General features: G+C 44.1%; 19 protein-coding genes. 11 read left to right on the top strand and 8 right to left on the bottom strand.

Annotated elements, in window-relative coordinates:
• Positions 1 to 170: 170 nt before the first annotated feature.
• From BFI01S_RS06865 to BFI01S_RS06850, 5 genes are all read left to right on the top strand, one after another.
• Positions 171 to 1,940: a sensor histidine kinase gene (locus BFI01S_RS06865; RefSeq protein ID WP_061791936.1), complete on the top strand. Its 1,770-nt coding sequence runs from the start codon at positions 171 to 173 to the stop codon at positions 1,938 to 1,940.
• Entirely contained in the window at positions 1,909 to 2,640 is a 732-nt protein-coding gene (locus BFI01S_RS06860; RefSeq protein ID WP_009335032.1) for a LytR/AlgR family response regulator transcription factor, read from the top strand. Before BFI01S_RS06865 ends, BFI01S_RS06860 begins: the two co-directional genes overlap by 32 nt.
• 300 nt (positions 2,641 to 2,940) lie before the next feature.
• A complete protein-coding gene (locus BFI01S_RS06855; protein ID WP_061791935.1) occupies positions 2,941 to 4,392 on the top strand; it encodes a carbon starvation CstA family protein in 1,452 nt (483 codons plus the stop codon).
• Positions 4,392 to 4,538: a hypothetical protein gene (locus BFI01S_RS23315; protein WP_169799734.1), complete on the top strand. Its 147-nt coding sequence runs from the start codon at positions 4,392 to 4,394 to the stop codon at positions 4,536 to 4,538. Before BFI01S_RS06855 ends, BFI01S_RS23315 begins: the two co-directional genes overlap by 1 nt.
• A gap of 56 nt (positions 4,539 to 4,594) precedes the next feature.
• Positions 4,595 to 5,515 (top strand): ketopantoate reductase family protein, encoded by a 921-nt coding sequence (locus BFI01S_RS06850; RefSeq protein ID WP_009335034.1) that lies wholly within the window; start codon positions 4,595 to 4,597, stop codon positions 5,513 to 5,515.
• Positions 5,516 to 5,557: 42 nt separating this feature from the next.
• On the opposite strand, the gene BFI01S_RS06845 is transcribed toward BFI01S_RS06850, so the two are convergent.
• A complete protein-coding gene (locus BFI01S_RS06845) occupies positions 5,558 to 7,132 on the bottom strand; it encodes a M6 family metalloprotease domain-containing protein (RefSeq protein WP_235831121.1) in 1,575 nt (524 codons plus the stop codon).
• A gap of 108 nt (positions 7,133 to 7,240) precedes the next feature.
• Here BFI01S_RS06845 and BFI01S_RS06840 point away from each other — a divergent pair, with 108 nt between their 5' ends.
• Genes BFI01S_RS06840 through BFI01S_RS06830 form a run of 3 tightly spaced genes read left to right on the top strand, consistent with a single transcriptional unit; the run spans position 7,241 to position 8,846 of the window.
• On the top strand, positions 7,241 to 7,375 hold the full coding sequence (locus BFI01S_RS06840; RefSeq protein ID WP_411814595.1) for a hypothetical protein: 135 nt from the start codon (positions 7,241 to 7,243) through the stop codon (positions 7,373 to 7,375).
• Between the two features lie 52 nt (positions 7,376 to 7,427).
• Positions 7,428 to 7,622 (top strand): YwbE family protein, encoded by a 195-nt coding sequence (locus BFI01S_RS06835; protein WP_009335037.1) that lies wholly within the window; start codon positions 7,428 to 7,430, stop codon positions 7,620 to 7,622.
• Positions 7,623 to 7,670: 48 nt separating this feature from the next.
• Positions 7,671 to 8,846, top strand: a complete 1,176-nt coding sequence (locus BFI01S_RS06830) for an ATP-binding protein (RefSeq protein ID WP_235831120.1) — start codon at positions 7,671 to 7,673, stop codon at positions 8,844 to 8,846.
• 137 nt (positions 8,847 to 8,983) lie between these two features.
• Here the strand turns inward: BFI01S_RS06830 and BFI01S_RS06825 are convergent, their stop codons facing one another.
• Together BFI01S_RS06825 and BFI01S_RS06820 are read right to left on the bottom strand one after the other, a co-directional pair.
• Positions 8,984 to 9,592, bottom strand: a complete 609-nt coding sequence (locus BFI01S_RS06825; protein WP_009335039.1) for an exonuclease domain-containing protein — start codon at positions 9,590 to 9,592, stop codon at positions 8,984 to 8,986.
• 70 nt (positions 9,593 to 9,662) lie between these two features.
• Entirely contained in the window at positions 9,663 to 9,887 is a 225-nt protein-coding gene (locus BFI01S_RS06820; RefSeq protein ID WP_009335040.1) for a hypothetical protein, read from the bottom strand.
• Positions 9,888 to 10,001: 114 nt separating this feature from the next.
• On the opposite strand from BFI01S_RS06820, the gene BFI01S_RS06815 reads away from it, so the two are divergent.
• The gene (locus tag BFI01S_RS06815; RefSeq protein WP_061791934.1) at positions 10,002 to 10,745 is read left to right on the top strand and encodes a DUF3784 domain-containing protein; all 744 of its coding nucleotides are present in this window, start codon (positions 10,002 to 10,004) and stop codon (positions 10,743 to 10,745) included.
• Positions 10,746 to 10,829: 84 nt separating this feature from the next.
• The gene (locus tag BFI01S_RS06810; RefSeq protein WP_009335042.1) at positions 10,830 to 11,786 is read left to right on the top strand and encodes a calcium/sodium antiporter; all 957 of its coding nucleotides are present in this window, start codon (positions 10,830 to 10,832) and stop codon (positions 11,784 to 11,786) included.
• Positions 11,787 to 11,820: 34 nt separating this feature from the next.
• Here BFI01S_RS06810 and BFI01S_RS06805 read toward each other — a convergent pair whose 3' ends face one another.
• The 5 genes from BFI01S_RS06805 to BFI01S_RS06785 all read right to left on the bottom strand — a co-directional run bounded on the left by BFI01S_RS06805 (position 11,821) and on the right by BFI01S_RS06785 (position 16,550).
• Complete coding sequence (locus tag BFI01S_RS06805) at positions 11,821 to 13,044, bottom strand: MFS transporter (RefSeq protein ID WP_061791933.1); 1,224 nt, start codon at positions 13,042 to 13,044, stop codon at positions 11,821 to 11,823.
• An 87-nt stretch (positions 13,045 to 13,131) separates the two neighbouring features.
• Positions 13,132 to 14,598, bottom strand: a complete 1,467-nt coding sequence (locus BFI01S_RS06800; protein ID WP_061791932.1) for a cbb3-type cytochrome c oxidase subunit I — start codon at positions 14,596 to 14,598, stop codon at positions 13,132 to 13,134.
• Positions 14,591 to 15,142 (bottom strand): cupredoxin domain-containing protein, encoded by a 552-nt coding sequence (locus tag BFI01S_RS06795; RefSeq protein WP_061791931.1) that lies wholly within the window; start codon positions 15,140 to 15,142, stop codon positions 14,591 to 14,593. The genes BFI01S_RS06800 and BFI01S_RS06795 overlap by 8 nt, the downstream gene beginning before the upstream one ends.
• Positions 15,143 to 15,271: 129 nt before the next feature.
• A complete protein-coding gene (locus BFI01S_RS06790; RefSeq protein ID WP_061791930.1) occupies positions 15,272 to 16,072 on the bottom strand; it encodes a GNAT family N-acetyltransferase in 801 nt (266 codons plus the stop codon).
• Positions 16,053 to 16,550, bottom strand: coding sequence for a DinB family protein (locus BFI01S_RS06785; RefSeq protein WP_061791929.1), 498 nt, complete (start codon positions 16,548 to 16,550; stop codon positions 16,053 to 16,055). The genes BFI01S_RS06790 and BFI01S_RS06785 overlap by 20 nt, the downstream gene beginning before the upstream one ends.
• 141 nt (positions 16,551 to 16,691) lie before the next feature.
• Here BFI01S_RS06785 and BFI01S_RS06780 point away from each other — a divergent pair, with 141 nt between their 5' ends.
• Complete coding sequence (locus BFI01S_RS06780; protein ID WP_061791928.1) at positions 16,692 to 18,206, top strand: glycine betaine uptake BCCT transporter; 1,515 nt, start codon at positions 16,692 to 16,694, stop codon at positions 18,204 to 18,206.
• Positions 18,207 to 18,217 lie beyond the last annotated feature (11 nt).

The raw sequence follows: 18,217 nt of genomic DNA, 5'->3' as shown, positions 1-18,217 counted from the left end.
TATCAGAAAGAAGCATCCAAAAACCCTCCTGACCCTTTAATCAATTAATTTTCGACAAATATGCAGGAAAAGCCTGTACATTTTTTTGAAAAATTCAAACGGGTTATTTTTCATTTACTCTTTAATCCATTAGAATAATGTTAACTAACTTGGTTAAAGGGGTTCTGAGGATGCTGGAACTGCTGATTACGATGCTGGAGCGGCTTGGAATCATTGTCACCATTGCGCTGATTCTGACAAGGTTCCGCTTTTTCAGAGAGATGATTTATGGCGAAAGATTAAAACGGCAGCAGGAGTATAAAGCCATTCTTTTTTTCGGCTTCTTTGGCATCATTGGAACCTATTCAGGGCTGGCCTTCAATACGGACACACTGCAGTTTAACCGCTGGGCTTCCGAACTTGCTACAGATGAAGCCATTGCCAATTCCAGGGTGATCGGGGTTGTGCTCGCCGGATTGCTTGGCGGTCCTAAAGTAGGAGTTGGGGCAGGAATTATAGCAGGATTCCACCGATTTACGCTTGGCGGCTTTACCGGGATTGCCTGCGGTTTGGCATCGATAGTGGCGGGGCTACTTGCCGGATTTTTCCGCCGGAAAAATGAACATGTGAAGCTATCGTCGGCATTCTTCATCGGTGCTACGGCTGAAGCCGTGCAGATGCTGATTATTCTCGGTATGTCACGGCCTATAGAAAAAGCAGTTGCTCTAGTCGAAATGATTGGAATTCCCATGATTATAGCAAATGGTCTTGGCAGTGCCCTATTTTTACTGATCATAAAAAATGTCATAAACGAAGAAGAAAAAGCAGGAGCTTTTCATGCACAGAAAACACTTCGGATTGCTGACCAGACGCTTGCACACCTCCGTGAAGGGATTAATCATAAGTCCGCACTGGCAGTCTGCCTGATTTTACATAAGGAACTTCAGATGAAAGCAGTTGCAATCACCAATCACACCGAAATCCTTGCCCATGTCGGCCTTGGAAATGACCACCACCGCTCCGGAAGCCCGATTCAGACCCAGATAACACGGGATGTCATTCAGAACGGGGAAATTGTGGTTGCCAATGACCAGACCATTCACTGCCGGCAGGAAAACTGTCCTCTTGGCGCAGCCATTGTCGCTCCTTTAAAGCTGCGCGGCGAAACCATCGGAACGCTGAAGTTTTACTTCACTTCGGAAAAAGAAATGACTAATCTCGTGATGGAGCTAATTTCCGGGCTAAGTGTACTGCTCAGCAATCAGCTCGAAATCGCTGAGGCTGATAAAGCCTACCAGCTGGCAAAGGAAGCTGAAATTAAAGCACTGCAGGCGCAAATATCACCGCATTTTTTATTTAATTCATTAAATACGATTATTTCCCTTGTGCGGATCGAGCCTGCCCAGGCAAGGAAATTGCTCGTTTCCTTATCTCATTTTCTGCGGCAAAATCTGACGGCCACGACAGTCAGCTGTACGACCCTTGAACAGGAGCTCAGACATGTAAAGGCCTATCTGTCAATTGAAGAAACCCGGTTTGTGGATCGGCTCGAAGTTATATACGACATTGATGAAGATGCCCTTTTGGAAAGAATCCCGCCGCTCACTCTGCAGCCGATTGTGGAAAATGCCGTAAAGCATGGGATTAAGAACAAGGAACAGGACTGTATCATTATGATCAAAATTCAGAAACAGGATGGAATGACGTTAGTAAAAGTGAAGGATAATGGACAGGGAATGAGCCGGGAAAGAGCCGAACAGCTCGGCAAAGAAACCCTGCAGTCAGAATCGGGCTCCGGACTTGCATTGTACAATGTAAACCGCCGGCTGACCATGATGTTTGGTGAGGAAGCTTCGCTGCAAATTGCCAGCACTCCAGGCATCGGCACTGATATACAATTCGCCATTCCGCAAACGGAGGAAAAAACTGATGGAAAAAACGATCCGAATTTTAATCGCTGATGACGAACGATACAGCAGAGATGAATTAAAGCATTTACTCGAGGAGTTTCCTGCTATCCAGGTTGTCGGCGAGGCTGAATCTGGCGAAGCGGCCGTGATGAAAGCCATCCAGCTTCAGCCGGACGTCGTTTTCCTTGATGTGGAGATGCCCAGGATGAACGGGATGGAAGCTGCCAAATCATTGCAGGAGCTAAAAAAAGTGCCGCTCATTATCTTTGCAACCGCCTACCCGCAGTTTGCTGCTGAAGCCTTCCGCTATGAAGCAACCGATTATTTACTGAAGCCCTACGACGAGGAGCAGCTCGAACAGACCATCAGGCGAGTGGAAAAATTGATTGGTGCCAAAAAAGAAAATGACACCAGCAAGCCCGCCGGCAAGCTGGCTGTTGAAGAAGATGGGGAAATACTTTACTTGGAGCCAAAAGAAATCCTCTATATCTACCGGGATGAAAAAGTATCTAGAATTATAACCAGAACCGGTGAGCATGAAACTAAAACCCCCCTGAAAGATTTGGAGAGCCGGCTGCTTCCCTTTAGCTTTTTCCGGATTCATAAAAGCTATCTGGTGAATCTGGATTATGTCACACGACTCACCCCCTGGTTCAACGGGGCATACCAGCTTGAGATGGAAGGCCGGGAAGAACTTCTGTCTGTGAGCCGGAATTATGTGAAGGCACTGCGGGTGCGATTGGAATTGTGAAAACATCGGGACGGTGCTTTTTTGTTTTTGGGGTGGAGTTTGCTGCTTGGGGATGCGAGTGCACTTTGAATTAGGTTTGTACTGATCTCGAGGTTAATTGCGCTTGATCTAAAATATGCACCTTGCCCTTTTTCCAATCATAATATAATGAATTTTCAAACACACTTACGTTTTTCCATGCATCTTAATTCCACTCCATTGCCTTTTAATCTTCATTTTTTACATGTTGGACACAAATTGTTCAAATTTTCTCCTTCTTTTATATAATTAATGTAAACGCATTCATTAAGGGGGATAAATATGATTACTTTTTTAGTCTGTATTGCACTTTTAATTGTAGGTTATTTTACGTACGGCAAGTTTGTAGAAAAGGTTTTCGGTGTGAAGGAGGCACGTACAACACCTGCCTATACTCATGCTGACGGTGTGGATTATATCGCCATGAGCACGCCAAAGAACTCGTTAATCCAGCTGTTGAATATTGCTGGCACCGGCCCGATTTTCGGTCCGATCATGGGAGCTCTTTACGGGCCTGCAGCTTTTATCTGGATCGTGGTCGGCTGTATTTTTGCCGGTGCCGTTCATGATTATTTAACTGGAATGATTTCGATCCGCAACCGCGGCGCGCATTTGCCTGAGCTTGCGAGCAAGTTCCTCGGGAAAGTCATGAAGCATGTTGTGAACGCTTTCGCCGTTCTTCTTCTGTTATTGGTTGGTACGGTGTTTGTTACAACTCCGGCTGATCTGCTTTATGTTGTAATGGATCAAAAAATCTCACTAACTCTAATCATTGCTGCAATTTTCATCTATTATATTTTGGCGACTTTGCTGCCTGTTGATAAAATCATCGGACGCCTGTACCCATACTTTGGCGCATTGCTTTTAATCAGCGCACTTGGCGTAGGTATTGGTTTAGTGGCAACTGGTGCCGATATTCCGGAAATTTCTCTGCAGAATTTCCATCCGGCTAACGCACCTATTTTCCCATTGCTGTTTTTCACTATCACTTGCGGTGCTCTTTCCGGTTTCCATGCAACACAGACGCCGATTATTTCCCGTACAACTCAGAATGAAAATCAGGGACGCAAGATTTTCTATGGCATGATGATTGCAGAAGGTGTTATCGCCATGATCTGGGCTGCTGCCGCGATGAGCTTATTCGATGGTTATAACGGATTAAGTGATTTCCTTGCTAACGGAGGTCCTGGTGCTGTGGTAAGCGAAGCTTCTACCTTAATGCTTGGGGCAATCGGCGGAACACTTGCGATTCTTGGTGTCGTGGTCCTTCCGATCACTTCCGGAGATACAGCTTTCCGAAGTGCACGAATGATTATTGCTGACTATATTAACTTCTCCCAGAAGAAAATTTCCAGCCGTTTGTGGATCGCTATCCCATTGTTTGCTCTTTCTTTGGCACTTACGCAAATCGACTTTAACATCTTATGGAGATACTTCAGCTGGGCTAACCAATCAACTGCGGTTATCGCGCTGTTTGTCGGTGCCATGTACTTGTATATCGCGAAGAAAAATTACTGGATTTCCCTTATACCTGGAATCTTCATGCTGTTAATGGTCCTAACGTATATCTTTAATGCGCAAATCGGGTTCGGTTTATCAATGAATGCTTCCTGGATTGGCGGAGCCATCGGTACCGTCATTCTAGTGGCACTATTCTTCTCCGCTGCTAAAAAGGCTCGGGCGAATAACCTGCCGCTGGAAGAAGATATTTCCGGCTGGAAGAAATCCGCTTAATGGGCTGCTGCAGTCCAAAATACCGTGAAACGGTAAATGAGGAAGAGAAGAAAGTAAACGAAAAAGGGACAGATTCTCTTCCTCTCCCTGCCAAATTGATTTTTGGTGTAATATTTGTAATCGGATTATTCTTCTATTTAACTTAGCAAAAGTGCACGTTCATGCGTGCACTTTTCCATTTAACCTAAGGAGGCACAAAAAAATGAGAATATTAGTTGTCGGAGCCGGCGCCATTGGCGGCTATTTTGGCGGAAGACTTTTGGAAAAAGGCGAGGATGTTACTTTTTTGGTAAGGGAGAAACGAAAGCAGCAGCTTGAGAAATACGGGCTTCTGGCGGAAAGTGTGCATGGGGATATGACTTTTCCTGAGCCAAAAACGATCCAGGCCGGAGAAAAGGCAGATGCATTCGATGTCATCCTGCTCTCTACAAAAGCCTATCATCTTGAGGGAGCTATAGAGGATATCCGTCCCTTCACAGGCGATAGTACCTTGATTCTTCCTCTCTTAAATGGAATCGCACATATGGATCAACTAACAGCCGCTTTTGGGGCAGCGAACGTTCTTGGCGGCCTTTGCTTTATTGAAACCACTCTTGGTGAAAATGGGAAAGTGATTCAGACAAGCCCGGTCCATGACTTTGTTTTTGGGGAACGATCCGGTGAAAAAACAGAGCGGATCCTGAAGCTTCAAGAGGCATTTTCAGGTACAAAAGCAAACTTCCGCCTATCCGAAAATATCGAGCAGGAGATGTGGCATAAGTACCTCTTTATCTCCACACTTTCTGGTGTCACTTCCCTGTTCCGTTCACCCATCGGGCCGATTCGAGATCAGGCATTCGGATTAAATACCGTTAAAATAGTTTTGAAGGAAGCATCTGCTATTATGAGGGGCTTGGATGCTCCGCTGGCTGATGGGATTGAAGATGCGCAGGTGCAAAAAATAAACGAAATGGGCTATGAAATGAAATCCTCCCTGCAGCGCGATATGGAAAAGCAGCAGGCTATCGAAGCCGATCATTTCTTTGGATATTTGCTGAAAAAAGCTGAGCTGCTGGATTTGGATGCTCCTGTTATCGGTGCGATTTATGCTAACTTAAAAGTTTATGAAAAAAATAGTCTTTAAACCAAAATCCGAGCAGGCCAACCCGCTCGGATTTTTAGTTTATTATTTTTTGCTGCTGTTTGTATTATAGTAGAATTTCGCCGTGATGGATCCATCGGCATTTTCTTTAATGTCAGTTACATGGATTCCGGAATCAGCCGGCGTTGAGCTATAGCCCTTCCAGAAGTAGTAAGAACCAGTGTGAACATTTCCGGATACAGGTGTGATTTTCCCTCCGGTTTTGAAGAAATCTCCTGCATCACCGCGGTTTAGATTTTTCTCCAAGTCATACTTTCCATCAGCCTGAAGAACAGATAAACCGTAGTGAGTTACAACTGTACCATCACTTGCTGTTTCAGATTGGTTGTACTGGAAGCGTTTGTTCATCCAGTTTTCCACGTTGTTTGGACGGAAGCCGGCAGTCTGGTACAGGTTGATGATGTTCTCATCTACGTGCCATGCCATTAACCCTTTAGAATCTGCCCCCTGGCGAATTAAGCCTTTGTTAAAGCCATCCTGCTGAACGTTTTCAAATAGGAAGTATTCAGTGCCATTAGAGCCCGGCACTTCCATTTTGACGATGCCGTTATCAGCAGTTGCTTTATTGATCGCCGGAAGCGTGATTTCTTTCACGCCATCTTCAGGCTTTACTTCAATTGGATTTACCCACCCTAAGAATATCTTAGAGAACGGATCAAAGTGCGTTGGAGAGTTTCCTGCATAAGCTGCAGCATCCGGATAGCGCATCCAGGAGCCGCCTGCCATCATTGAGTAGTTTCCTACACCTTCAGAGCTGTAAACCGTATCATAGAAATCAGGCAATCCTAGCGCATGTCCAAATTCATGAGCGTAAACCCCGGTTTGTGCAGGGAATGGACCCGTTTTTGCTTCTTCTTTGTAGGTATTAGTAGCTGCATCGAAACCGGCAACGTTTCCGCCGATGCCTGGCTGAATGTTGTAGTTATTGACTACTACTCCGTCATAGGTCATATCTTCTGCAACTGTTTTATTAATCCATTCATTTTGAGACATGCCAGCATGTACATCTGCAGGTTTGCCAGTTTCATAGTATTTCCCATAATATAAAGCACTTAGCAGGCTCCACTTATGTGACCAGAACTGTGCCGGGTCACGGCTGAATTCAGCTCCTGTACCTTCATGAATGACGAAGATATTAGGCACTTCCCCATTCTCAGCATACTTCGAGAAGTCAACCTGCTCGTCTGCCGCTTTCAGCAAGTCACGGATGAATTCGCCTGTATGGGCATCCCCATTCACATTGCCATTAACGTATGTACCATTTTCAGCATATTTACCTTCCTGATCCAAGTAGTATGAAGCACCTTTAGGCATCTCTACCCATACAAATTCGGTGTTTTCCTTGCGGACCAGGTTGGTTTTTCCATAGCTGGATTCTTTATAAGCATTTTGCATCGTGCGGTCCTTTGGAACATTCTCACCATCATATTTCTGGAATTGAGGAAGCTCATAAGGATTATACTCTGTTCCAAAAATTAAATCCTCATAATACTCAGCTGGAACTTGTCCAGGCATATCACCGACCGGCTCATCACCATCCGAATACTTTGCCAGAAGAACAAGAACCGGTATATCTCCTGTTGCTGCTTTATACTCCACATGATTGTCACGAAAAGTTACAGGTAAAAAGATTATTTCTCTGTGAAATTTCCTTTAACTGTTTAATGATTTATAATAGAGGGATATGTAGATAAAGGAGACTCTAACATGACTCATATAGAAGACAATGATCGAAAAAAAATCAGCTTAAAAGAAGCAATGAAACAGCAGCTTATGAATAAAAAACAAGAGCAGGCAGGCGGAAAGTTCAATAATACTCCGGTTAAATCGGCGAAAGCATGAAAAGCCAGCAGACAAAGAAGACCAATAACCAGCGGAAACGGACGGGTGTATAATGGAAGGGCAGAATCGCGCTGCAATCGCGCCTGGGTTAAAAGTAAAAATTGTTCTTAAAAAGGATCAGCGGACAGGTGTGCTGACAGAAGGAATAGTGAAAGACATTCTAACAAAGTCACCTTCTCACCCGCACGGTATAAAAGTGAGACTCGAAGATGGACAGGTTGGCCGGGTAAAACAAATTTTACGTTAATAGGGACAGTTCCCTTACACTAGATTTGGTTATACTGGGAGGAGACTATTGGTTACACTGATCAAGCCTTTACTGGTAAACATTACAATACTTTTTTCATTTACGTTTAACGGGAATTTGTTTTTTCCATATCAGACAAAGACCCCTCTTACCCTTAAACAAAAATTGATTTACGGACTTCTCGGCTCATTCGGAGCACTTTTATGCATGTTTTATCCTATTGAAAGGCTGGGGGAAACCCATTTTGATTTGCGCATGGTCGCCATCATGATCGTGACGCTGTATACAGGATGGCTTCCCGGCTCTATTGTGATGCTGAGTACCGTCATTACCCGCTATTTAATAGGCGGACAGTTCATTTATATTGGAATTTTGGTTTCCATTCTGGCATTTGTGATTACCCTTTCCCTAAGACGAGTGTTTCTTAATTCCAGCCATCGGGTAGTGACTGGTTCTTTTATTCTGTTCTTTTATTTTTACTTATATATATCCATCATTGCCACAGCCGTCATTTTTCTTGATACATTCTTTTACCTGACTTACTTCGTTGCGTTTTACCTGACATTTATTGCACTTATTTTTGTCATCGAAAATCTTTTCAAAACGAATAAACAGATCAGTGAAATGATGTATATGGATAAGCTGACAATGGTCGGCCAGCTGGCAGCTTCCATCGCACATGAAATCAGAAATCCTTTATCCACTGTGAGGGGCTTCATTCAATATTTGAGCCAGGATACGTCGGATGAGAGCTTAAAAAAGTTCTCCCCGCTCATTATTGAGGAATTGGATCGTACAAACAGCATCATTACAAACTATTTAAAAGTCTCAAAGCCCGAGCAGTTCCATCTGGCTAATGTCCCCCTGCATGACGTGATTCAGGATTGCGTACTGCTCATGAGACCCCTTGCTTCTTATGCCAATGTGGTGATTGAATACGCGGATAAAGGGCCTTTTTATGTGCAGGGAGATGAACACCACCTAAAACAGGCCATCATGAATGTGATCAAGAATGGTATAGAATCAGTCCCGGAAAAGGGAAGGATTCAAATTTTCACCTCTGCTGATTATTTTCACAACACGGTTGAAATAACCATTTCAGACAACGGCCGGGGCATGACATCCGAGCAATTAGAGAATATCGGACTGCCTTTTTATACAACAAAGACGAAGGGAACTGGACTTGGCAGCATGGTTACGAACAAAATCATCCGTGAAATGTAAGGAACGATAGAATATGACAGCGATATTGGCAAGGGAACGACAGTGAAAATCATACTGCCCCTGCTGAAGAGTGAATAAGGAAAGAAAAATTGCCAAAAAAAAGAGTGCCTGAGTGCACTCTTTTGCTGTATTGCCTTTTAACCAAGCCGGCCCTGAATCGCAGGCTGGTATTTTCTCATCGGACCTTTTGCCAGAACATCACGCATATAGAAATCCCCGGCAGGATTTGTTTTTTTCAGCAGTTCTAAGAGGTATGTAATATCATCCATAGCCCTATGCGTCTGGCTTTCTGCAATCTGATGGGACTGAAGGAGCGTCAGCAGCTTGCTGTCTGTAAAACCATATTCCTTCCATGGGACACTTCTCATTGTGCAATACCATTTTAATTCGTTGATGTCTTCAGGATACATCCGGTATAAAAAGCTGCGGTCAAAGGATGCATTATGAGCGAAAACGGAATCGGCATGAAAGAAATATTTTTTTATTTTGATATCATCAAAGCATTTACCGCTGACAGCTTCATAAGGAATTCCGTGAACTCTAAAAGCGCGGCTGTAATTGTTTTTGGCCGATTTGCTTATGGGCTCCCGCAGGAATGCAGCTTTATCCTTAATATCAAGGATCTCCCCTGTATCCGCACGGTAGGAAAACAGCTTTAATGCCAGTTCGATGATTTCATCGGAATTTGGTCCAAGTCCCGTCGTCTCCACATCCAGCAGCAGCCCCATCTTTTCCTTGTTTCTCATGGCCAGCCTCCTCTATTCATTTTAAATTAAGCATATAATAGAGGAGTGCTGAATGCCAGCGGAACCGCTCTTAGATCTTTTTATCGTTCTTTAATCGGTCCACATAGTCGGCATGATAATTCTGATGCATATATTCCCGGTTTTTCATGGAATAGAAATATCCTGTGGAAAGAGACAGAAATGCGAACAGAAACCCTACCCCAAAGCCGAAGGTATGATAGCCCATAACAATGCTGACAACGGTAGTGAGCAAAAGTACCAGCAATATATAAAATAAAATATTTTTGCTTTTCAAGGATGTTCCTCCCCTTATTTCAATACATTTTTTAAAAGATACTGTCTTATTATTATACCAAATACGAAACAAAACGGCGGTTTTCTCCGTAAGAATAGTAAGGAGGTTTTTCCCATGATCGGACTTGTCATTACACAAATTGCCGTGATCGCGCTCTTCCTGATTCTCGGGTGGGCTGTAAGATTCAAAAAGGCTTACTGGCTCATTTCCGGATTCGCATCGCGGCCCGAAGAAGAGAAAGAATCATTAATAGAAAACAGGTATCCGCAAAAAATCGGAAGCCTGCTTATAGGCACCGCTATCGGAATGCTGGTGCTCCTGCCTCTCTCGTTTACCGAATTCAGATTCGCAGCCGAAGCGCAATTCGGCTTCATGCTGGTCATATTGCTTGGCGGACTCGTCTACTTATCCAGATATGAAGTGCCGGCCAAAAGAAAACGCAGTTATATAATTGCCAGCATTCTCTTCATTGTAACGTTTGGCCCTATCGTTTATCTGACCGTCTCCAGTCATAAAGGCTATGAAATGGCATTAGAGGAGGATTCATTTGAAATCTCCGGGATGTACGGAGATAAGTGGGATTATCGGGATATTCAGTCCGTACAATTATTGGAGGAGATGCCTGAAGTAACCTGGAAACAAAATGGTATCGGCCTCCCTACTCTTGCACAGGGACATTTCAAAGTGACTGGCTATGGCAGCAGCCTATTATTCATCCAAAAAGAGCATACGCCCATTCTATACATTGAGGTCAAAGATGAGCAGATATTTGTTAACAGCAAAGATTCCTCAGAAACTCAGATCTGGTATGAGGAGCTCAAAAAAGAAGCGGAAAAACAAACGAAGCCGCCGGCATAACATTCCGGTGGCTTTTAGTTGAAGATTTACTAAATACAATCCATAATTGGATAATCATAGTAATTATAGGAGGTGCTTCGAAAAGTGTCATATTTACTTCTGATCATAGGATTTGCCCTTTTAATAGCAGGGGCAAACTTCTTTGTGGATGGCGCTTCAAAAATTGCCGGGTTTCTCAAGATTTCTCCGCTGCTGGTCGGGCTGACAATCGTTGCGTTTGGAACAAGTTCGCCTGAAGCCACAGTCAGCATTCTGGCAGCGCTCGATGGCAATGCCGATGTGGCTATCGGGAATGTCGTCGGCAGTAATATTTTTAACATCACACTGGTTGTCGGCATTACCGCCATGATTTTTCCCCTGAAAGTGGAGAGCACCACCATCCGCAAGGAGATTCCATTCACTTTGCTTGCCACTGCCGCACTTATGATTTTCATTAGTGATACATATCTGGACTCAATCGGCAGCAATGTGGTTTCACGCAGTGATGGCCTTGTTTTGCTGCTGATTTTTGCTGTATTCATGTACTATTTATTTGAAGTGGCCCGGGAAAGCCGAAGCAGTACCCATGCTGATCCTATAAAAACAAGCGCTGGACAATGGACGAAGCAAAGCCTTTTGACGATTGCCGGATTGGCTGCCATTATTTTTGGCGGTGATTTGGTAGTCAGAAGCAGTACAGAGATTGCTTACTCTTTGGGAATGAGTGAAACATTGGTTGGCTTAACGATTGTTGCCATCGGAACCTCTCTGCCGGAACTGGTGACCTCTGTCGCCGCAGCCATAAAAAAAGAAAGTGAAATCGCTCTTGGAAATATTGTTGGGAGCAATATCTTTAACATCCTGTTTGTCCTCGGGGCTTCAGCCGCCATATCACCGCTCCCTGTGGACCCTAAGATATTCGTCGATATTACGATATTAATTTTAATCACATTTGTGCTCCTCATCTTCTCAAGAAGCCATTATGCTGTAGGAAAATATGAGGGCGGCTTTCTCGCAGCCTCTTACATTATGTATTTGATTTATATCATTATGAGGAATTAATGCCCGCGCCGGTCCAATTGGGCCGGCGTTTCTTTTAAGAGGAGGTTGTTTCTGAAAAATACTGCTGCTTCCCCGGCTTCAGCAGCTGCCGGCAGACATAAAGAGAAAGGATTAAATTCAGGACTGCTAAAATGACAATCGTATAACGGAGCGGAAACAGAGCTCCGAGAACACCGATTCCAAAGAGCAGGATAATCTGAGCAAAGCTTTGGATGACACCGATCACACTTGTCATTCTGCCCATAATTTCCACAGGCACATTATTCTGATAAAAGGTTTGGTATCCCGCACTTGAGAAAGCATTAAAAATGCCCAGTACAGTGAATCCCATGACCACCAGCATAAAGGAGTCTGCCAATGCATAAATCAGATAACCCGCTGCGGTCAAAAGCATGCCATAGCCCATGAGCTGTTTGATGCTAAGCATTCTTGAAACGATGGTGATAAAGAGAGCTCCCAGCGCAAAACCAATCCCGCTGATGCTGACAAGGAAACTATAATCCGCTTCTGTCAGCCCCACAACATCCTGGATAAACACAACTTCTTGGGAATCCATTGCGAGCGAGAACAAACCGAATGCCAGAAAACACCCGTAAACAGAAATGATAAAAACCTCTCTCCCGGCAAACATGATAACCTGCTTCCAATCATCCCGGAGCGTTTCATAGGCTGATGTTTGTACAGAAGGGGACTTTAAATCTTTATCCATATCTGGAAGCACCCAGATGATGACAGCTGAAAAGACAAAGGAAGCCGCATTTAAATAGATGGCAGTTTCGATGGTTCCAATCAGAAATAATCCGCCTGCGATGGCTGGCCCCACGATAAAAGCGCCTGAGGTAACAAAACTGTTGATGGAGTTGAACCTTTTTCTGCTTTCAATTGGAACCAGCTTGGCTATATACGTTGCGGAAGCCGGCATAAATAGAGCCTTCGCCATACTGATTAGAAAGAGGACTGCATAAATGAAGCCAATGCTTCCGAGAAATGGTATCAGAGCTACACCCATGGCTCTGGCCAAGTCCGTCCAAATCATAATGCTCTTTTTATTTTTCCGATCTATCAAGCCTCCGCTCCATGAATTGGTTAAAACGGAAGTGACTGGACCTATGATCCATAATCCTGCTACAGCAGCTGCTGATCCGGTCATGTCATAGACAATCGAATTAATAGCAATCAGGTAAATAAAATCTCCCAGTCTGGATATTCCAATCCCTGTCAGCAGAAAGGACGCCATTTTCCAATTAAATATTTTCATAGATCACCTTTATGTATTTATAATATTCTTAATTATCACTATATCATAAAAAAAGCCCTGGAGAAGAATCTCCAGAGCGCCTATTTCTCAGCCAGCTGCTGATTTTTTTTGGTAAGGAACCTGACTGCCAACACATCTTAACCCGGAAAAAAATCTTGCGGTGAAGATGATTGCGGCCAGAACGATAAAGATTCCGCTGACTGCGCCTACCTGGTCGGACAGCACCCATTGCGGCAGGTGTTCTGACCATCTTCTTGGTGCACTGATTCCGCCTGCATAAAGGAAAGAGCCCACAAGTCCCATAAAAAAAACAAAATAGAGAGCAATGGTGAACGTATCGATTCCCCTGTGCTCCTGATTGCCTTCGGTCTTATTAAAATAATACATAAACCCAATAATCATGGCGACTACACCCATTCCCATATACGTATGGAAATGGCCCGGAACCCATTTCGTATTATGCATTACATGATTGACAACAATGGTGGCATCAATGATGGCCGGAATGGCTCCTGCCACCCATCCGAACATGGAAAGGAAAAACAGGCTTGAGGCAAAGTCCCACTTCATCCGCGAGCGGTAGACAATCATAAGCGCACCGTAGGCCGTTACGACCATAACGGGCAAGCCGTTAGCATAGGAAAACACCTGCCCGATGATGAGCAGCCATTTTGGCACCGCGAAGTCCATCAGCAGATGGTGCGTATAAATCATTAAGGTGAAAAGTGTCGAGCAGTTCCAAGCAATTAGAAAAACTTTATTAGCTTTCCACGGCCTTTTTGTATATTCTGACAGGACCTCATAGACGGCAATAACAGCCATATAGATGGTGCAGTTGGCAAAGATATGGCCAAACGCATAGGTAAAATGCTTGGCAAGCAGCGGATCTATCGTAATGGCCGGATTGATAATATTCACCAATGATGCAGCCAGCACAGTGGCACCTGCCAGCAGTGCAGTCGAGTTGGTGATGATAACCATTGCCGTAGCCACGACAGCAGCAGGCGGCCCGTATCCTTTCTTCCCCCTGAAAATGATATCCCACCCGAGCGCCTTTCCGAGGCCTCCATAAACTGCTGTCAGCCTTGCAGCCAGATACATGTACAGAAGCAAAAAACCAATGCCGAGAATCAGCATGCCTGATAAGAAGAATACTGCCCCTGCCGCCCCATACATTTTGGCTGACTGAGCAGGAAGCGGATATAAAAATGTCCAGCCATCGGAAAAGTCAAAGACAAAAATGGCGATGAGAACCATCGAGACTCCGGTTAAAAAAAGGACAAAGTTTACAATGAGGATGGCAGGGTTCAGTTTTACGTATTTAGACAGGAAGTACCATAAGATGGCCGTTCCTCCCAATGCAGCGATGCCGACCATGCCTGTTCCGTGCGCAGTCATGATTTTATAAAACCACTGCGGCGTGATGCTGATCATTTCACCCTGATTCATCAGCATAATAACACCAAAGATCATCATAAGAATTAAGACAAGTGAAGTTACAGCCAGATGCCAGACCACTGTTTTCCTGGCTAATGGGTGAATCGCTTCATTCATCAGAAGCTCCCCCTTCCGGTTCGACAACAATTTCTTTAACCATTACATGATGTCCGGCTGAACAGTATTCAAGGCATAATATTTGATAAGTTCCAGGTTCTTTAAAAGTATAATAAACTGTATTCGTATATCCAGGCATTGCCTGAGTTTGTGCAACAAGCTCCATATTCTCATTGTATAAGCCAAAACCATGGGTAACATCCGAAGCCGTCACATCAAATTGGACCTTGTCCCCTGCTTTAAATGTTTCCTCACTCATCTCCCACGCATATTGTATTCCAGTTACCTTCACTACTATCCCTTCATTTAAGCCTTCCGCTTCGGCCTGATTGCTGTCGTACGGCAGCCTGCCAAGCGTCATGACAGTGGCAAAAGCCATAATGGCAATTAGCCCGAGAAAATAGAATTTCCTGATTTTATATCCTTTTTCCTGGATGGTGCTATACTCTCCGCTGCGCTTGGATTCTCCGTAGACAGACGCAAATGCCAGCGCCAGCAGGAACACAAAGAAAACAGTCGTATACATGGCGATTTGCTGATACATTCCTACCCCTCCAATAAAATTTTCAAATCCCCCCAAACTTTATTTTATGGAAGCTCATTATTTAATTCGGTGATATATGTCCTATTTGACGATTTTTTTAAAATTTTCCCGCAAAAAAAATGCCCTGGATCAGGACATTTCCTTTTCTATCGTGTACATCATCCAAAAACCGATATCTTCAAACCCGATGCGTTTATAGATGGTGCCGGCAGCCGGATTATCATAAAACAGACATAGTTCTTTATGCTCCGAAAGAAGCTGGCGGCAGAGCTTGACCATGCATTGGGTGGCATAGCCTTTCTTTTTGTAATTACGATCTGTTGCGACGCCGACGACCATGGCAGAAAGGGAATTTTCGGCTGCAGTTGAAGCGGTGCCGACCATTTTTCCCTCCTCCGTAATAAAAAAAGAACGGGATGAGCCATCCTTTAGACCCCTGCGTTTTCGTTCAACAGTAATGGCTGAATCGCTGAATTCAGGAATGCTGTTCAGAAGCTCCACCAGCTGTTCAGCATCTTCAGGGCCAGCCTGGCAAACTGCTGATGCATCAATACCTTCGTCCATTATTTCCACGCACTTTGCATAATAAGTTTCCCGTTTTCTTTTTATGCGATTTGAAAGATGAGGTTCAATTTTTGCAGTTACAGCTTTTAGGCCAGACATCATCCCAAGATTCGGATCCCCGAGCATGATTTCCGCAAACCCCCTGGCATCAAAATCTCCTGCTGCAAAGGGGATGTAATTTTCTTCATATTTTAATAATACTGCGATTAAATTTCCGCTTTCATCGAACTCTCCCCACACCTTTTGGAATTCCTGCTCATAGCCGTATGCTTCAATATCTCCAATAATAAACAGATTCTCAGCCGGCTGCTGCTTTAAAAAGCTGAAGCAAATTTCATCGTCTAGTTCAGTTAGCCTTCTGATCATTTTCCATTCCCCTTATTTGATTCAAGTTCCTTCCTATCAGATTTGCTGATATCGGCGTTAGATTCATCTCTCTTGCCCATACAGACAGCTGGCCGATATGATGGATTTCATGGGCAATGACATGATTCAGGATATCTCCCTTTTTATATTGCCTCTCCATCCATGGCGGTGTAACAAACTCATTATATGGAACCGGCCATTCCTCCTGAAAAAAACTTTCTAATTCCATGCGGTATTCTTCAGAAAGTGCCCTTACTTTTTCCAGTTCATCATAGTCGGAAAACAGGGGGTCTTTCACTTCCTTTCCCTGAATGGCACAAATCCAGCTGTATTCTACATCCACGATATGAAAAAGGGTTTCCAGAATGCCCCCAACTCCTCCAGTCCGATTGGTATTCAGCTCTTCGGCTGAGAGCTGGCGGCACCATTCAAACCACTCATCGCGCACTTGCCAGTTATAGCGAAATAATGTCAGCATATTCTCTTACCTCCTTGTCCAGATACCTATGGAATTTCGTCAGCATATGGTAATTTCCTGCAAATTTCTTTTTCCTCCGCATAATTACTTGCCATATATTTAATCCTAATGGAAGCGGTATTAGAAGAAAGGAGATTGTATGTGAAGCAGAACTTAATGGTTTTCTATATATCGGTGGGCATATTATTATTGCTTGTTTTATTCGGTGTTTTTGTCCCGGATTCGCTGGAGAGAGTGACAGCAAATGTACAGGCTTTTATCACCGATAAATTCGGCTGGTATTATTTAATTCTTGTATCATTTATCGTTATTGTTAATTTGTACTTTTTAATAAGTCCATTAGGCAGAATTAAGCTTGGGAAGCCGGATGACAAACCCGAATTTTCCCGCCCTACTTGGTTTGCGATGCTGTTTAGTGCGGGAATGGGGATCGGCCTGGTTTTCTGGGGTGCAGCTGAACCGATTTATCACTATGCAGTTGGGTCTCCAACTGGCGGAGAGGTAGGGACTGACCAGGCCATTAGGCATGCCATGAGATATACTTACTTCCATTGGGGAATCCATGCATGGGCGATTTATGGAATTGTGGCGCTTGTTTTGGCGTACTTTATTTTCCGCCACGGGGAACCTGGTTTGATCAGTGCCACTTTAAAGCCGATTTTAGGCGACCATACACAGAAAGCAACAGGGAAGATCATTGATATTCTTTCAGTGGTTGCGACTGTGATTGGTGTGGCAACGACACTTGGGTTTGGGGCTGTGCAGATTAACGGAGGGTTGTCTTATCTTTTTGGCATACCGGTTAGCATTACAGTCCAGTTCATTATTGTGGCTATTGTTACGGTTCTTTTCATGATATCCGCATGGTCTGGACTTGGCAAGGGCATCAAAATCTTGAGCAATGCCAATATGATTTTAGCAGTGATTCTATTTTTGCTCACTTTTTTCCTGGGACCTTCTTTGTTCATCTTAAACCTGTTCACCAATACACTTGGGTCTTATCTGCAGAATTTGCCTGGCATGAGCCTCAGAATTGCGCCGTTAGATCCAGAAGTCAGGGAATGGATTAATGCCTGGACGATTTTTTACTGGGCCTGGTGGATTGCCTGGGCACCCTTCGTAGGGATTTTTATCGCCCGTGTTTCAAAAGGGAGAACCATCCGGGAATTTGTTTTTGGGGTCCTCCTTGTGCCATCGCTAATAGGCTTCATATGGTTTGCAACTTTTGGCGGGACAGCAATGATGCAAGAGCATAACGGTGTTGCCAAAATTTCCGAATTGGCTACTGAGGAAGCTTTATTTGGTGTATTTTCCAACTTGCCGATGGGAACGATCCTTTCTGTTATCGCCATTCTGCTCATTTGTACATTCTTTATTACCTCTGCCGACTCCGGCACATATGTCTTAGGAATGATGACAACAAATGGCTCACACCATCCTGGCAATAAGATAAAAATGGTCTGGGGAATATTGCTTGCTGCCATCTCATTGGTTCTGCTTTATTCCGGCGGGCTTCAAGCACTGCAGAATACGATGATTGCAGCAGCTCTTCCTTTCTCCGTCATCATGGCATTAATGACCTTCAGTCTGATCAAGGCTCTGCAGAAAGAAGCGAAGGAGCTGGGGATTGGAAAAATCCCGAAGAAGAAAGTGTAAAATAAAACCTG

Origin of the sequence: Cytobacillus firmus NBRC 15306 (genome assembly GCF_001591465.1) — a bacterium.
Lineage (GTDB): Bacteria > Bacillota > Bacilli > Bacillales > Cytobacillaceae > Cytobacillus > Cytobacillus firmus.
This window is presented reverse-complemented; position numbering and strand designations above follow the sequence as displayed.

Bases quoted from the DNA above. Each gene is read 5' to 3' on its own strand.
- BFI01S_RS06790 (WP_061791930.1), bottom strand. From the start codon at position 16,072: ATGATCAGAAGGCTAACTGAACTAGACGATGAAATTTGCTTCAGCTTT.
- BFI01S_RS06850 (WP_009335034.1), top strand. From the start codon at position 4,595: ATGAGAATATTAGTTGTCGGAGCCGGCGCCATTGGCGGCTATTTTGGC.
- BFI01S_RS06860 (WP_009335032.1), top strand. From the start codon at position 1,909: ATGGAAAAAACGATCCGAATTTTAATCGCTGATGACGAACGATACAGC.
- BFI01S_RS06805 (WP_061791933.1), bottom strand. From the start codon at position 13,044: ATGAAAATATTTAATTGGAAAATGGCGTCCTTTCTGCTGACAGGGATT.
- BFI01S_RS06795 (WP_061791931.1), bottom strand. From the start codon at position 15,142: ATGTATCAGCAAATCGCCATGTATACGACTGTTTTCTTTGTGTTCCTG.
- BFI01S_RS06835 (WP_009335037.1), top strand. From the start codon at position 7,428: ATGGAAGGGCAGAATCGCGCTGCAATCGCGCCTGGGTTAAAAGTAAAA.
- BFI01S_RS06785 (WP_061791929.1), bottom strand. From the start codon at position 16,550: ATGCTGACATTATTTCGCTATAACTGGCAAGTGCGCGATGAGTGGTTT.
- BFI01S_RS06825 (WP_009335039.1), bottom strand. From the start codon at position 9,592: ATGAGAAACAAGGAAAAGATGGGGCTGCTGCTGGATGTGGAGACGACG.
- BFI01S_RS06800 (WP_061791932.1), bottom strand. From the start codon at position 14,598: ATGAATGAAGCGATTCACCCATTAGCCAGGAAAACAGTGGTCTGGCAT.
- BFI01S_RS23315 (WP_169799734.1), top strand. From the start codon at position 4,392: ATGGGCTGCTGCAGTCCAAAATACCGTGAAACGGTAAATGAGGAAGAG.
- BFI01S_RS06815 (WP_061791934.1), top strand. From the start codon at position 10,002: ATGATCGGACTTGTCATTACACAAATTGCCGTGATCGCGCTCTTCCTG.
- BFI01S_RS06855 (WP_061791935.1), top strand. From the start codon at position 2,941: ATGATTACTTTTTTAGTCTGTATTGCACTTTTAATTGTAGGTTATTTT.
- BFI01S_RS06840 (WP_411814595.1), top strand. From the start codon at position 7,241: ATGACTCATATAGAAGACAATGATCGAAAAAAAATCAGCTTAAAAGAA.
- BFI01S_RS06865 (WP_061791936.1), top strand. From the start codon at position 171: ATGCTGGAACTGCTGATTACGATGCTGGAGCGGCTTGGAATCATTGTC.